Genomic DNA, 15,709 nt, shown 5'->3' with positions numbered 1-15,709 from the left:
CTAACGTGGAACAGTGAACACGGCTTTTTCAATCACCGTTACTTCTGGTGTTTCAATATCCTTGACGACAAAACGTATGCGGTTAGAACCGCTTGCCAATACATTGGCTGGCACCCTGACCCTGACCGGAAACGCTTTTGTGCTCGCAGAGCCAACTTCCAGATTCGCAGGGTTGACGATAACCGCACCTGCGGCGCCTTCTACTGCCACACTGTAATGTCGCGCCGATTCCTGGGTGTTCATGACTTGCAGACGATAGACATTTTCAATTGCGCCCGCTTCAGTTATTTTAGGCATGCCACGGTCTTTGATGACATCGACTTTCAAGGGGGTATGCATGGCCAGAGAAACTGCCGCCACCAAAATGATACAGCCCAGCAAGCCACCATAAATCAGGGTACGCATGCGGAATACGCGCTTCCACATGGCTTTGTCATCCAGCTTTCTGGTCAGGGCATGTTCAGTGGTATAGCGTATCAAACCACGCTCATAGCCCATCTTGTCCATGACCTGATCGCAGCCATCAATGCAGGCACCGCAGGCAATACATTCATATTGCAGGCCCTGGCGGATATCAATGCCGGTCGGGCACACCTGCACACAGATGCCGCAATCCACACAATCCCCCATACCCTGAGATTTGTGGTCAATCTTCTTATTCCTTGAACCACGTGGATCTCCACGTGCGGTATCGTAAGTAACAATCAAGGTGTCTTTATCAAACATGGCACTCTGGAAGCGCGCATAAGGACACATGTATTTGCAGACTTGCTCACGCATCCAGCCTGCATTGCCATACGTGGCAAAACCATAGAACAGAAACCAGAAAGTCTCCCATGGACCCAGCGTAAAACTACCCACCTCTATCGCCAGCTCACGTATGGGAGTGAAATAACCGACAAAGGTAAAACCGGTCCACAATGCCAGCACTATCCAGATGAAATGCTTGATGAACTTGAGCGAGAATTTACGCGCTGTCATAGGTAAAGCATCGAGCTTCATTCTTGCGTTGCGCTCACCTTCTATCTTGTGTTCTATCCACAGGAAAATTTCGGTATATACGGTTTGTGGGCAGGCATAACCGCAAAATACCCTGCCGGCAATGGCAGTAAACAAGAACAGGCTCAAGGCTGAAATGACCAGCAATACCGCCAGATAAATAAAATCCTGGGGCCACAAAACCAGGCCAAAAATATAAAATTTACGGGCAACCAGGTCAAATAAAACTGCCTGCCTGTCATTCCAGTTCAGCCAGGCTGTGCCATAAAACAAAGCCTGGGTAAATAACACCAGCACCCAGCGCCACGAAGAAAACCAGCCAGTTTGTGAACGCGGATAAATTTTCCGGCGCTCTTCAAAAAGCGCCAGTTCAGCTTCTTCTATAGGCACCGGGATTATGGGTATGTGCTTCATCTTGATTCTGTTTTTCTTAGTAAGACAAAATGACAGTGCCAATCAGTACAGGCGGAGCGTGCTGGATAATCATTTTCTCTCCCTGTTCATAATTGGCACATTCATGGTTTTCAAGCAGTTAATAAGCTAATTATTTAGCTGACTATTTAGCTAATGCGGCTTCAGCAGCACTGGCGGCAATTTGCTTGACGGCGCTGACATCCGCATCGCTTACCTGCGCAGTCGCAGAATTATTGGATAAGCTCCAGACATAGGCTGCCAGCAAATGTATCTTGCCTTCGGTCAAAATTGCCTTGTGAGCTGGCATCTGGTTATTGCGGCCTTTGTTGATGGTTTCCATGACGTTTTCAATACCACCGCCATACAGCCAGACTTTGTCTGTCAGGTTTGGTGCACCCAGGGCCTGGTTGCCCTTGCCATCACCACCATGACAGGCAGCACAGGCGGCAAATTTGGATTTACCCAGGGCTGCCTTGATAGGGTCATGTGCAGAACTGGACAGGCTCAGCACATAGTTGGCGACATTTCTGACATCGTCATCGGTGCCCAGCGCTGCCCCCATGGGAGGCATCTGGCCATGGCGACCTTCACGTATCGTGGTCAGGATAGTTTGTGGATCACCACCATACAGCCAGTCAGTATCAGTCAGGTTGGGATAACCTTTGCCGCCCTGCGCATCAGAACCATGGCATTGCGCGCAAGTGTTCAGGAACAGGCGCTGACCAATTTCATGTGCTTGCGCATCTTTGGCCACCGCCTTGATGTCCATGGCCAGGTATTTATTGAAGATGGGGCCATATTGCGCTTCACCATCTCTCATTTCTTTTTCATACGCACCCTTTTGACTCCAGCCAAATGTGCCCTGCCATTTGCCAAAGCCCGGGTATACCACCAGATAACCCACGCTATACACCACGGTCAGATAAAACAACCACATCCACCATTTTGGCAGCGGATTGTTTTGCTCCATCAAGTCACCATCCCAGACATGGCCAGTGGTTTCTGCGGGCAGAGGCTTACCGTCGCTACCGACCTTAACCTTGACTTTGGATTGCGACCACAACAGTAAAACACAGGCCAGCATGGATAAGGCCGTGACGATGGCGATACCGGTACTCCACCATTCATTAAAAAAGTCTGCCATGGCTATTTCCCATTCTCATTATCAATTGGCAAGCGCGCCATTTTTTCAAATTTTTCTTTATTACCGGCACTGAAAGCCCAGTAAATAATGCCAAGAAATACGATGAGGCTGATGACCGTCACGACGCTGCTCAGTATTGTGAAATTCATTTTTTTCTCCCCAAAAGGCCAGCAGATAAAAAACTGGCTTTTTCTGCTATCAATTCTTGTTTTTGACCGCAGTGCCCAGCACTTGCAAATAAGCGATCACCGCATCAAGCTCAGTTTTGTTAGCCAGCTCGACAGGCCCTGCCTTGATTTGCTCATCGCTGTAGGGCACGCCCAGGGTCTTCATCGCCTTGAGCTTGGGCGTGATATCGTCAGGCACGAGCTGGGTCTTCGCCAGCCATGGATAGGCAGGCATATTCGACTCAACGACAACAGAGCGCGGGTCATTCAGATGATCTCTGTGCCAGGTATCGCTGTAACGCCCACCCACCCTTGCGAGATCAGGGCCGGTGCGCTTGCTACCCCACTGGAAAGGATGGTCATACACAGACTCACCCGCAACAGAATAATGGCCATAACGTTCAGTCTCGGCACGGAAGGGGCGTATCATTTGCGAGTGGCAGCCGTAGCACCCCTCTCTCAGATAAATATCACGGCCAGCCAGTTGCAGCGCCGAATACGGCAGCATGCCTTGCACTGGTTGCGTGGTCGATTTTTGAAAGAACAGAGGAACAATCTCAACCAAACCACCGACACTAATTGTCAGGATCACTAGCACTAGCAACAGACCGACATTGCGCTCAATCAGATCATGAGTAAAATTACGCATCAAATTTCTCCTATGATTCAAGCATGTGCTGCAGCAGCAGGCAAAGCCGGGATTGTGTTATTCACGGGTTTGGCAGCCATGATGGTTTTTGTGACGTTGTAGGCCATAACCAGCATGCCACTGAGATACAGAAGGCCGCCCAGCATGCGTATCACATAGTAGGGATAGGTCGCCTTGACACTCTCGACAAATGAGTAAGTCAGCGTGCCATCTTCATTGACTGCACGCCACATCAGACCTTGCATGACACCGGCTACCCACATCGAAGCGATGTACAACACAACGCCAATTGTCGCTACCCAGAAATGCACTTCTATGAGCCTCTTGCTATGCATTTGTGTCTGGCCAAACAGACGCGGGATCAGATAGTAAAGACTGCCGATCGTAATGAAACCCACCCAGCCCAAAGCACCGGAGTGCACGTGACCGACAGTCCAGTCTGTGTAGTGCGACAAGGCATTCACAGTCTTGATCGCCATCATCGGACCTTCAAAGGTTGACATACCGTAGAACGACAGAGACACGATCAGGAAACGCAAGATAGGATCAGAGCGCAACTTGCTCCAGGCACCAGACAAGGTCATGATGCCGTTGACCATGCCACCCCATGATGGAGCCAGCAGAATCAGTGAGAACACCATGCCTATGGATTGTGCCCAGTCAGGCAAGGCGGTGTAATGCAAATGATGCGGACCCGCCCACATGTAAGTGAAAATCAGAGCCCAGAAGTGGACGATGGACAAACGATAAGAATAAACCGGGCGCTCAATTTGTTTGGGGATGAAGTAATACATCATGCCCAGGAAACCAGCCGTCAGGAAAAAGCCGACCGCATTGTGACCATACCACCACTGCACCATCGCATCCTGCACACCGGCATAAGCAGAATATGACTTCATAAAGGACACGGGAATGGCCGCACTATTCACGATATGCAAAACTGCTACTGCGATGATGAAGGCACCATAAAACCAGTTGGCAACATAAATATGCTCAACCTTGCGTTTCATCAGTGTGCCAAAAAATACGATGGCATATGACACCCACACGACAGCGATGAGCAAGTCTATAGGCCATTCAAGTTCTGCATATTCTTTGCCTTGGGTAAAACCCAATGGCAAACTGATGACTGCTGCGACGATAACCAGTTGCCAGCCCCAGAAAGTGAATTCAGCCAGACCTTCTGCAAACAAGCGCACATTGGACGTGCGCTGGACGACATAGTAGGAAGTTGCAAACAAGGCGCAACCACCAAAGGCAAAGATCACGGCATTGGTATGCAAGGGGCGCAAACGGCCATAGCTGAGCCACGGTATCCCCCCAAGAAATTCTGGCCAGGCAAGCTGGGATGCAATCACCACGCCCACGAGCATGCCGATGACACCCCAAACCACTGCCATGACAGAAAATTGCCGTACAACCCGGTAGTTGTATGTGTTTTCTTTAGTTATTGTCATGATCTCACTCTGTTGTAAAAATACACCGCCAGAATAACAATCACCTTGCCCAGCTACATTGATGCACATCAAATGCAGCCAGTTTCAAATTCAATTGCCTGAGAAAGACAACATGACCAGGAATCAGCAAAACTAATTTTCAAAAAAAAAAAGACATCCCTGAGGATGTCTTTTTGAATTACGCAACTTAGTGCGTACTTAGTGCGTAATTAGCTGGATTACGGCGCGGCTAATACCGGTGCGGTTACTGCTGCTTTATTGACAGTCACTTTCGACTTTTGCTTCAACAATTCAATATAAGAATACAGATTTTGAGCAGACTGCATGCTTGTCAGTTGCTGCGCTTCTGAAGCACGACGCGCTGCATCCGGCGTACCAGCAGTTACCTTGCCTATACGGAAAATAACATAGCCAGCATTGCCCAGATGCGTGCCGACAAAAGCTGGCAACTTCTGGACATCAGCGCGCATCAGATCTACCAGGGCCACAGCAGGGATGTCCTGATTTTTCAAACGCGATACCACTTTGGCTTCGGCAAATCCAGCGGTAGAATCAGCCGTTTTCAGTGCTGCCAGCTTGGCTATACCTTCTTTTTCAGCCAGGGCTGCGGCTTCCGTCGCAGTGACCTGCGCCTGGATGACTGCTTTCACTTCTTCAAACGGACGTTTGGATGCAGGCTTGTATTCAACGATGCGGCCAGCAATCAAGGTATTTGGAGCAACCTCTACCGCCTCAGTGTTGTGTTTTTTCTTGACCACATCATCAGAGAAGATCGCCTTCAGGAATTTAGGATTATTGGTTTCTACTGTTGCAGGTACCCCAGGCTTGCTGTTACGCGTCAAGCCATTCACCGTCTGAATCTTCAACTTCAGCTTTTCTGCTGCAGGTTTGAGACTATCACCCTGCTCATACAAGACATTGCCAAAAGTCTCTGCCGCCTCTTTGTACGCCTTGGCTGCTTTTTGCTTTTTGATGTCTGCTGCAATTTGAGCCTTGACTTCATCCAGGGTTTTTACGCCAGCAGGCCTGATAGCAGTCAACGTGATGATGTGAAAACCATAGTCGGACTGCACCAGGTCACTGATTTCACCTTGCTTAAGCTTGAATACACTTTCATCAAACTGCGGCACCATCATGCCCTTGCCAAAGAAATCCAGGTCACCACCTTTTTCTTTAGAACCCGGATCCTCAGAATTTTCCTTTGCCAGCTTGGCGAAGTCTTCAGGCTTCTTGCGCAATTGTGCCAGTATGTCTGCAGCCTTGGCCTTTGCCTTGGCTTTGTCAGCATCACTACTGTCTTTGCCTGCAGTAATCAGGATATGGCTGGCACGACGCTGTTCTTCAGTCGTATAGGATTTCTCATTGGCCTTATAGTAAGCCTGGACATCCGCATCTGCTACTGTGATCTGCTCTGCCAGTGCGTCACTATTCAACACGACATATTCAGCATTGATTTGCTCGGGGATTTCAAACTGAGCCGCATTTTTTTCATAATAGGCCTTCAGCATTTCATCCGTCACTTTGACGCGCGCCGCAAAGTCTTCTGGCTTGAGCATCAACATCTGCACTTCGCGCTCTTGTTCATTAATGGCTGACAGACGCGCTGCAACTGTTTTTGGCACAAATGCCGCCGAAGCTACAGGCCCAATTACTTGCCGAATTTCCTCGCGCAACTTCAAACGCCTTTCATACTCATCCGTACTCAAACCTTGAGAAGCTGCATACCTGGCATATGCGGCACTATCAAAACGATTATCAGCTGTAACCACACCTGGAATTTGTGCAATCAAGCTTTGCAGGGAGACTTTGGAAACAGTGAGATCCTTTTGCGAAAAATCATAAGCAATAAGCTTGCGCTCAATCAGTTCATCCAGAACGCTTTGCCTTTGCTCAACGGTATTGAGCAATTTTGTATCAAAATCCGGGCCATACATCTGGCGCATGTTATCAAGCCGGTCACGCAATGCCTGATCAAACTCAGCTTGCAAGACTGGAACCTTACCAATTTTTGCAATACCTTCCTCTTTACTGAAGTAGGAGCGCAAAGCGTCAGGATTACCGAACAGAACAAATGACGGCAAGATAAGAACAGCTAGCAAAATTTGCATTAAGCGCTGATGGGTACGAATAAATTCAAACATGTTCAACCAATCACGTGGCTAAGTATCACAATAACAATTTGACGAATACAAAAAAAGGCGAACTTTCGTTCGCCTTCTCGATTTTCTGGCGGAGCGGACGGGGCTCGAACCCGCGACCCCCGGCGTGACAGGCCGGTATTCTAACCAACTGAACTACCACTCCTTTTGTTTCTTTTGTACTTCCTGGCACTACAGCTTGCTTGCTACTGGTGGGCGCTGAGAGGCTCGAACTCCCGACCTAAGCCTTGTAAGGGCTCCGCTCTACCAACTGAGCTAAGCGCCCCACGCATACAAACAAACTCCGCGACCCATGTCCTGAGCCACGAAAGTGCATTAGTTTACCGCATCTTTCAACGCTTTGCCAGGTTTAAATTTAGGAACCTTGGCAGATTTGATCTTGATAGGCTCGCCAGTCTTAGGATTACGACCTGCCCTGGCAGCACGTTTGGCAACGGAGAAGGTACCAAAACCAACCAGTGTTACCGTGCCATTTTTTTTCAATGTGGTTTTTACGGCACCGATCACAGCATCCAGCGCACGCGACGAAGCCGCTTTGGAAATATCCGCTGTTTTCGCAATATGATCGATCAACTCAGTCTTATTCACTTATAGCCCCCTCACAAAAATTTGAATTTCGCGATGATGTATTCGATTATTTTATTGGTCGTGCATCTATCACGGCAAGCAGGAAATCTGCATCCGGTATTAGAGCAAGCCGCAAAGCCTTATGTCAAGCGGTTTGCAAGCTTTAAGGCCAAGTTTGCTGATTTGTGATTTGCTTATTCGTTTTTTCCACCTTTCAAGCTGACAGCTACTGTGCAAAAAATCAGGTAGCTGCGCATTTTTGCTATATGGAAAAGCCACCCTCTTTTGCATCCTGAATTAGAATGTGACAAGCCCACATCAAAAAGCGAGGCATCATAAGATGTCTGTGACAGCCCGACGCACACAGCAAGACCATTCCTGATTCATCATTTGGTATGGCTTTAAGTTATAGGAAGCAGTACGGGATTAAGCACAAAGATGACAAGCTACCGTAAGCGGATCAACCGAAAGCAAATAAAGGCAGACACGGAAGACAATGAAGAATTTTGACGTAGCAATCGTAGGTAGTGGACTGGCTGGCTTATCTGTCGCCCTGCATCTGGCGCAAACACGCAAAGTCGCCATCATTTCCAAGCGTGAATTACTTGACGGTGCCAGCAACTGGGCACAAGGCGGCATCGCTGCCGTACTGGATTCCCATGACAGTCATGAACAACATATTTCAGACACTCTGATCGCAGGCGGCGGCCTGTGCGATGAAGGTGCCACCCGCTACATCATAGAACATGGCCGCGAAGCCATAGACTGGCTGATAGAACAAGGCGTTCCCTTCACCCGCGATGAAGAAGCAGAACTGGGCTTTCATCTGACACGCGAAGGCGGCCACAGCCAGCGCCGCATTATCCATGCGGCAGATGCCACCGGCCATGCAGTGCAAGTCACGCTGGAACAGAAAGTACGCAATCATCCCAACATCACGCTGTTTGAGCATCACTATGCAATCGATGTCATTACCTCGGCCAAGATCGGTGACACTTCGCCGACTCCACGCTGCCTGGGCCTGTATGTACAGGACGTAAAAACTGGCAAGGTCGATACGTTTGCAGCGCAACACACAGTGATGGCAACTGGTGGCGCTGGCAAAGTTTATCTGTACACCACCAATCCTGACACTGCTACTGGTGATGGTATCGCCATGGCCTGGCGAGCTGGCTGCCGCATCGGCAATATGGAATTCATACAGTTCCACCCTACCTGCCTGTATCACCCTTTTGCCAAATCATTTTTGATTACTGAAGCGGTACGTGGTGAAGGCGGTATCCTGAAGTTACCAGCCGAAGCTGGCGCCTCTGCCGGCAAGCGCTTCATGACCAATCATGATGAGCGCATGGAACTGGCACCACGCGACGTAGTCGCCCGTGCGATTGACTTTGAAATGAAAAAACGCGGCCTGGACTTTGTTGAACTTGATATCAGCCACCAGCCGCCAGAATTCTTGAAAGAACATTTCCCCACTATTTATGCGCGCTGTCTTGAGCTCGGCATAGACATCACCAAGCAAGCCATACCCGTGGTGCCGGCAGTACATTTCACTTGTGGCGGCATCGTGACAGATACTGATGGCCGCACTGATCTGCCTGGCCTGTATGCCGTTGGCGAAACGGCCTACACCGGCTTGCATGGTGCCAATCGTCTCGCCAGTAATTCGCTGCTGGAATGCCTGGTCGTAGGCCGCGCCACAGCCAAGCACATAGAAGCCCAGGAACGTGTCAGCGTCATTGCCCTGCCAGACTGGGATGAAAGCCGTGTTTCAGATGCAGATGAAGAAGTCGTCATCGCCAATAACTGGGATGAGTTGCGTCGCTTCATGTGGAATTATGTTGGCATAGTGCGCACCACCAAACGCCTGGAGCGCGCCAAGCACCGCATACGCCTGCTGAAGGAAGAGATAGACGAATACTATGCCAACTTCCGCATCTCGAATAATTTGCTGGAATTGCGCAACCTCGTGGAAGTCGCCTCACTGATCGTCAACAGCGCATTGTCACGCCGCGAAAGCCGTGGCCTGCATTTTAGCCGAGATTATCCAGACACTTTGCCAAAAGCCTTGCCTACCGTCTTGTCACCCAAGCGTAAAAAATAAGCACTGCTTGCCAGCATCGTTTGCGCTGCTGGCAGCTTGATTAGTTTATTCAAATTGCTCAGGAAGATGAGCAGCAAAAAGAATCGAATTTTCCATCTATTTTTGCATAGCCATTTGACAAATTAAATTATCACAGTGATACTGCCCAGCTTGCTTGCCGGGCAATATCATCAGCAATTTTTTTCCGGCGCAGCCTTACTGAAACCAGAAAAAAATTGGCATGATAAAACTCAGTCAGATACGCAAGACCTACAAGCAAGGCGGCAATGAAATACGAGCGCTTGATGGTATCGATTTACACATTGCCAGTGGTGAGTTCGTCGCCATCATGGGCCCCTCAGGTTCTGGCAAATCCACTCTATTGAATGTACTCGGCGCGCTTGACCGCCCCGACCATGGCCGCTATCTCCTTAACCAGGAAGAAATCAGCGCCATGAATGACGATGCGGCCTCAGATATACGCAATCGCAGCATAGGCTTTGTTTTCCAGTCATTTCATTTATTACCGCGTCTTAGCGTGCTGGAAAATGTACTGCTCCCGCAACGTTATAGCAATTCACCGGATGCGCAGGCCGAAACACGCGCCCGCCAGTTGCTCGAACGTATAGGCCTGGCACAACGCATCGATCACAAGCCAGGTGAATTGTCTGGTGGCCAGTTGCAACGCGCCGCCATCGCCCGCGCCCTGTTGAATCAGCCCGCCTTGCTGCTGGCCGATGAACCTACCGGCAACCTCGATTCCAAAAGTGCTGCCGATGTGCTTAGCTTGTTGGGTGAATTACATGCAGGTGGACAAACCCTGGTGCTGGTCACGCATGACCCTGCAGTTGCTGCCAGGGCGCAAAGAACCATACACCTGGCTGACGGCAAGGTCGCGGAGATAACAGCGTGAAACACAATTTGCGAAAACACCTGAGCTTATCAAAACTCGGCATCTGCGTACTCTCTGCATGTGCCAGCATACCTGCACTTGCGCCAGCCTCATCGTTAGCGCCAGTCAACACAGACAAAACCGCCACTCCTGCAAAGAGTCGCCCGGTATTATTGACTGGTGAAGTCATTGCAAAAGATTCTCAAGCCATCCTGGTGCCGCCATCCAATTCTTCACCAGTAGTCTTACGCAATTTCGTTGCTGAGGGTAGCCAGGTCAAAAAAGGCGACCTGGTGTTGCGCATAGAAACGCCAAATGCGTCCAACCTGGAGCAACTGGAAATCAGCATGCAACAAACCCGGGCAAAAGCCGATGCCGAATTGGCCAAACTTGAGGTCACTGCGCTGGACGCCGAAAAAAATCTGCTCACAGCCAAAGCTGCATTAGCCAAGTCTCTGGTTGATGCGGCTCTACCCAAAACCCAGATTGCTGCGCTGGAATTTGATAAATATCAGGCAGAAAAAGAAAGATCAGAACGCGATCTGCAAGTCAAACAACTGGCATTTGATGACGCTTACACCTCCATCAACAGAAAAAAATCGGATGCTGACCTCGAGTTAAAAAAACAAGAGATCAACATCAATTACCTCAAAACGCAATTGACACGCTCTGAGGTCAGAGCCAGCCAGGACGGCTATGTCGTCCATGGTTACAGCAACTGGCGTAGTGAGCGCCTGGAAGAAGGTTCAAGCGCTTTTCCCGGCAATACTGCGGGACAGGTCATAGGTTCAGGTCAAATGGAAGTCAGGGCATGGGCACTGGAAGCAGACAGGATTTATTTGAAGGAAGGGCAAACTGTAGGCCTGAAATTTGATGCCCTGCCCGGCACTGAAGTAATGGCCAGTATAGAAAGTATTTCCAACGCACCTGAAGAACACAATGTCTGGGGTTATGGCAGATATTTTCGTGTCGATATCAAATTACCAGCGCAGTCAAACCTCAAACTGATACCTGGTATGAGCGTGCTGATAGAACCTGCTCAGGCCAGTAAGAAAATCAGCGAAAAATCTACCTCCCAAAACAAGGAGCTGACACTGGAAGGTGAAATACAATCACGCAATATCACGTCCATAGGGCCGCCGTCCATCCCCTACATCTGGCAATATACCCTGGCACAGATCGCCCCCGAGGGCAGCGCCGTCAAAACAGGTGACATGCTTGCCATGTTCCAGGCGGCGGAAGTACCCAACCAGCTTGCCAGTCAAAAAAGCCAGCTCAATGAGAAGCTGAGGGCGCTGGAAAAACTGAAGCTGGAACAGACAGAAGCAGAAAAAGCGGCGGATCTGGCTGTAGCAGAAGCACAAAGCAATGCGGAAAAAGCTGCACGCAAAGCCACCATGCCCAAAGAATTAATCCGGCGCGTCGATTATGACAAGCTGGTCATAGAAAAGTCATTGAATAGCGATCTGGCTGCGATGTCTTTGCGTTTGCGCACTACCCAGGCACGTGCCCGTAAGGCAGAAAAAACGGGATTGGAAACAGAGATCGCCATGCTGCAAGGGAAAATCGACGTACTGAACAAAGGGCAAAAAGCCCTGACTGTGACAGCAAGCAAACCGGGCATGATGATCTACAAAAGCAATTTCGAAGGAGAGAAATTTGCTGCTGGCAGCCAGGTCTGGATGGGATTATCAATTGCTAGCGTGGCAGACCCAGATAAATTATTTGTCTCTGCCAAAGTGCCCGAAGCCCAATCGACTACGATTAAAGTTGGCCAAAGCGCCCGCATCACCATACCTGGCGCCAATATGACGGTGCCTGCGCGCGTTACCGGGCTGGGCAACGTATTCCATAGCAAATCAAGCTCACAACCCATCATCGTGCGGGATATAGAGCTGGAATTTGATCAGATGCCCAAAGGGCTCAAGCCCGGTGCGGCAGTGCAGGCAATTTTAGCCTCATCGGGAATAGAGACGGCGACGACAGGAACAGCAAAAAAATGAAATCAAGGCTACTCCTCATCTGCGTAACACTAGCGTTCAGCAGCACAGGCTGCAGCAACAAGGCTGAACAAACCCAGCATGCAACTGAAACCTTCTCGCCCAGAAACTGGCAAGAAAATATTGTCGTCGATGGAGAAATCATTGCCGCCAACAAAACACCACTGACTGTACCTGGCCAGGGCTGGGATTCGCGCACCCTGATAAAGATGCTGCCAGAAGGCAGTCTGGTGAAAAAAGACCAGGTCATTGCTCTCTTTGATGCCCCAAAATCACGCATGGAATTATCCCAGGCAGAAATGGAATTATTGCGCAAGGAACTGGCCGCAGAGACCATACAGGCCAGTGATGCCAGCAGCCGCTCTGCTCTGTCTGCAGACAGCGCCAAAGTACAGACAGATTTGCGACTCAGCGAACGCTATGCAAACGCCGATCTGGCTATTTTCTCACGTAATAAAATACTGGATGAATTGCAGGACAGCGGATTTCTGAAGAACAAACGCGGCTACCTGAACTGGAAAACCGGGCAGGTACAGGCACGCAGTGCAGCAGAGCAGGCAGTATTAAGCTCGCAGAAAGAAAGTGTCAGCCTGAATGCCAGCCAGCACAAAAAGAACCTGGATGCACTGGAATTGCTGGCCCCGCATGATGGCGTATTCTTGTTGCAGGCAAACTGGGATGGTGCCAAACCTCTGGTTGGCTCAAGCTTCCGGCCCAGGGAAGAATTTGGCTCACTGCCAGACCTTGATCAACTGGTCGCCAATTTCAATATAGAAGAAGGCCGCACCTTTGGTTTGAAAGTCGGCCTGCCAGTCAAGGTACGTCTAGCTGGTAACGGCCAGGAAATTGAATTGAGCATTACCAAGGTTGGCAATAGCGCCAGCGTCACTTCACGGGAGTCGCCAGTCAAATTCATCACCTTCGAAGCCGCTTTCAATAAGGCGCAGGCACAAAGTCTGGCACTTAAACCTGGCCAGGCATTGATAGGCACGGTCAGTCTCATCAATCAGGCTAAAGCCATGACGGTACCGAATATCGCCCTGATACAGGACGGGAGTAATTTCGCTGCATATATCAAGGATGGCGACCAGCTCAAGCGCCAGGCGGTAGTACTGGGGCAGCGTGGCCCGGTGCGCAGTGAAATCAAATCAGGTATCAGCCAGGGCAATCAGGTAGTCCTGTTGCCTGAAGTAAAAGACAAAGAAAAAAGCAAGGATACACATTCATGAACCGCGCCCTGATACTGGAAGCAGTCAATGAGCTGCAAAGGCGCAAGCTGCGTACTGGCCTGACCCTGTTAGGCATGATCTTTGGTGTGGCAGCCATCGTTGCCATGCTGGCCGTGGGTGAAGGCAGCCGCCGCGAAGCCTTGCGCCTGGTCGCCGAACTGGGTCTGGACAATGTCATCATAGACAGCAAGAATATTGACGACAAACGTCTCAAGGAAATACGCACACGCTCACTGGGCTTGTCGGCTGCTGACGCGGATGCTGCATTGTCCGTTGTACCTGGCGCCAAGGCAGTGGCACTCAAAAAAGAGATCAAGGTAGATCAACTGGTCAGCGGCAGCAATGTCGTCCCTGCCCGCGCCTTTGCCGTATCTGATTCATATGCCGAACTCGGTGGCCTGCAAATCGGCCAGGGGCGCTGGTTAAGCCAGCAGGATGATGCCACCCTCGCCCCTGTTTGCGTGATAGGCCCGCGCCTGGCCCATCAACTCTTTGGTGACAAAAATCCAGTTGGCGAGCGCATCAAGCTCAATCACGCCTGGCTTGAAGTAGTTGGCGTGCTGGCTGACCGCGCCCTCTCCAAATCCGAATTCGAAGGCGTCAAACTTGGTCTGGATGAAGAGCGCCTGTTCGTACCCTGGCTAACCGGACGCGCCCGTTTCCGATTCACTGCGCTGGAAAACGAAGTCGATAGCCTGAGTTTGCGCCTGGATGGCCAGACAGCACCTGATATTGCGGCCCGTGTGCTGCAAAACCTGATAGAGCAAAGGCATGCCGGCGCTGATGACACCAACCTCATCGTCCCCATGGGTCTGTATAGACAAAACCAGCAAACCCAGCGCATCTTTACCATCGTCATGAGCTCTATCGCTGCGGTATCCCTGTTGGTGGGCGGCATAGGCATCATGAACATCATGCTCGCCAATGTACTGGAACGCCGCCGTGAAATTGGCCTCAAGCGCGCCTTGGGTGCACGCAGGCGCGATGTCATAGAACAATTTCTGGCGGAAGCCCTGGTGATTGCCTTCAGCGGCGCACTGCTCGGTGTATTGTTGGGCGCGATAGCTGCATACAGCATCGCCGCGCTGGCGGGCTGGTCTGTTGCCTGGTCACCGCTGAGTCTGTTGATTGCGGTCAGCTCCTGCATAGCAGTTGGCCTGGGTTTTGGTGTGTTCCCGGCACGACAGGCCGCAGCACTGGACCCAATTGCGGCTTTACGTACTGATGGTTGATGCGGGATAATCGAGCGCTGGCTGATGCCTTAATGGCTTGCCAGCTTAGCTGCCTGGCCTGATTACTTCTATTTTCCAATCACTTTTCATCTACAACATCATGGCAAGAACCATCAACGGCATAGGCACTACTTTTTACGGCAAATGCAAATTTCATCCGGATCAGTCCTTTATCACTACCAAGTGGGTGGTATTGGTCTATATTCCCATTGTTCCATTAGCCAGCTATCGCTTCATTGAAGAAAGCAGTTCCAGTTTTGAAGTAGTCGAAGCAGATATTCCTTTGGAGATCATGCAAGTGCTACGAATCTGGCTGTTTGTCGCACTTCTGGCCTTCGGACTTAGCCTGAGTGACAAGCTGAAATTGGGTGGCGCCGGCCTGTTTATGCTATTCGGCATGATTTGCGCTATTCCCTTTCTGATGCGCTGGTTTGCAAAACGGAATGCCGGATTACTCTAGGGAACATCTGATTAAGTTCTAATTTCCATCAATTACAAAATCATGTTCCAGTCAAAGCATAAAACGTGCTGCTGAACATGATTTTCATCAAGAATTGGGGAGTTGTATCCCCAACTTCTTCAGTTCTCGAGCGATTTCTCGCCCATTGGGCACACTATGCCCCTTGCATGCGCATCAAGCGCCTGCGAACCATGAACAAGTTCGCCAGTGCACAAGTGACGAACAAGCGGTGCGCGTTCTTCTGCATCCCACGATAT

At 50.2% G+C, this 15,709-nt stretch carries 13 protein-coding genes and 2 tRNA genes; 6 read left to right on the top strand and 9 right to left on the bottom strand.

Translation table 11 applies throughout. The features are described 5' to 3' along the window. The 9 genes from ccoG to ACO0LL_RS22690 all read right to left on the bottom strand — a co-directional run bounded on the left by ccoG (position 1) and on the right by ACO0LL_RS22690 (position 7,577). Complete coding sequence (ccoG, locus tag ACO0LL_RS22730; RefSeq protein WP_422953094.1) at positions 1–1,413, bottom strand: cytochrome c oxidase accessory protein CcoG; 1,413 nt, start codon at positions 1,411–1,413, stop codon at positions 1–3. Positions 1,414–1,555: 142 nt separating this feature from the next. Next, positions 1,556–2,557 (bottom strand): cytochrome-c oxidase, cbb3-type subunit III, encoded by a 1,002-nt coding sequence (gene ccoP / locus ACO0LL_RS22725; RefSeq protein ID WP_422953093.1) that lies wholly within the window; start codon positions 2,555–2,557, stop codon positions 1,556–1,558. 2 nt (positions 2,558–2,559) lie between these two features. Then, a complete protein-coding gene (locus ACO0LL_RS22720) occupies positions 2,560–2,706 on the bottom strand; it encodes a cbb3-type cytochrome oxidase subunit 3 (protein ID WP_422953092.1) in 147 nt (48 codons plus the stop codon). A 49-nt stretch (positions 2,707–2,755) separates the two neighbouring features. Continuing rightward, positions 2,756–3,373, bottom strand: coding sequence for a cytochrome-c oxidase, cbb3-type subunit II (gene ccoO, locus ACO0LL_RS22715; protein WP_422953091.1), 618 nt, complete (start codon positions 3,371–3,373; stop codon positions 2,756–2,758). 17 nt (positions 3,374–3,390) lie between these two features. Beyond that, positions 3,391–4,830 (bottom strand): cytochrome-c oxidase, cbb3-type subunit I, encoded by a 1,440-nt coding sequence (ccoN, locus tag ACO0LL_RS22710; RefSeq protein WP_422953090.1) that lies wholly within the window; start codon positions 4,828–4,830, stop codon positions 3,391–3,393. 218 nt (positions 4,831–5,048) lie between these two features. After that, positions 5,049–6,971: a peptidylprolyl isomerase gene (locus tag ACO0LL_RS22705; RefSeq protein ID WP_422953089.1), complete on the bottom strand. Its 1,923-nt coding sequence runs from the start codon at positions 6,969–6,971 to the stop codon at positions 5,049–5,051. A gap of 86 nt (positions 6,972–7,057) precedes the next feature. Then, positions 7,058–7,134, bottom strand: a tRNA-Asp gene (locus tag ACO0LL_RS22700). A gap of 44 nt (positions 7,135–7,178) precedes the next feature. Continuing rightward, a tRNA-Val gene (locus tag ACO0LL_RS22695) sits at positions 7,179–7,254 on the bottom strand. Between the two features lie 50 nt (positions 7,255–7,304). Next, positions 7,305–7,577, bottom strand: a complete 273-nt coding sequence (locus ACO0LL_RS22690; RefSeq protein ID WP_162040973.1) for an HU family DNA-binding protein — start codon at positions 7,575–7,577, stop codon at positions 7,305–7,307. Between the two features lie 475 nt (positions 7,578–8,052). On the opposite strand from ACO0LL_RS22690, the gene nadB reads away from it, so the two are divergent. The 6 genes from nadB (at position 8,053) to ACO0LL_RS22660 (ending at position 15,452) form a co-directional block, all read left to right on the top strand. Further along, the gene (gene nadB / locus ACO0LL_RS22685) at positions 8,053–9,660 is read left to right on the top strand and encodes an L-aspartate oxidase (protein ID WP_422953088.1); all 1,608 of its coding nucleotides are present in this window, start codon (positions 8,053–8,055) and stop codon (positions 9,658–9,660) included. Positions 9,661–9,880: 220 nt separating this feature from the next. Next, complete coding sequence (locus ACO0LL_RS22680; protein ID WP_422953086.1) at positions 9,881–10,552, top strand: ABC transporter ATP-binding protein; 672 nt, start codon at positions 9,881–9,883, stop codon at positions 10,550–10,552. After that, complete coding sequence (locus ACO0LL_RS22675; RefSeq protein WP_422953085.1) at positions 10,549–12,534, top strand: HlyD family secretion protein; 1,986 nt, start codon at positions 10,549–10,551, stop codon at positions 12,532–12,534. The genes ACO0LL_RS22680 and ACO0LL_RS22675 overlap by 4 nt, the downstream gene beginning before the upstream one ends. Further along, a complete protein-coding gene (locus ACO0LL_RS22670) occupies positions 12,531–13,760 on the top strand; it encodes an efflux RND transporter periplasmic adaptor subunit (RefSeq protein ID WP_422953084.1) in 1,230 nt (409 codons plus the stop codon). Before ACO0LL_RS22675 ends, ACO0LL_RS22670 begins: the two co-directional genes overlap by 4 nt. Continuing rightward, complete coding sequence (locus ACO0LL_RS22665; RefSeq protein ID WP_422953083.1) at positions 13,757–14,992, top strand: ABC transporter permease; 1,236 nt, start codon at positions 13,757–13,759, stop codon at positions 14,990–14,992. Before ACO0LL_RS22670 ends, ACO0LL_RS22665 begins: the two co-directional genes overlap by 4 nt. Before the next feature lie 100 nt (positions 14,993–15,092). Beyond that, positions 15,093–15,452 (top strand): hypothetical protein, encoded by a 360-nt coding sequence (locus tag ACO0LL_RS22660; protein WP_422953082.1) that lies wholly within the window; start codon positions 15,093–15,095, stop codon positions 15,450–15,452. The last annotated feature ends 257 nt before the right edge of the window (positions 15,453–15,709 follow it).

Source organism: Undibacterium sp. TC4M20W (assembly GCF_049340245.1).
Classification (GTDB): Bacteria; Pseudomonadota; Gammaproteobacteria; order Burkholderiales; family Burkholderiaceae_D; genus Undibacterium.
Note: the sequence above shows the minus strand (reverse complement) of the source record. Positions and strands in the feature narration are given on the sequence as shown.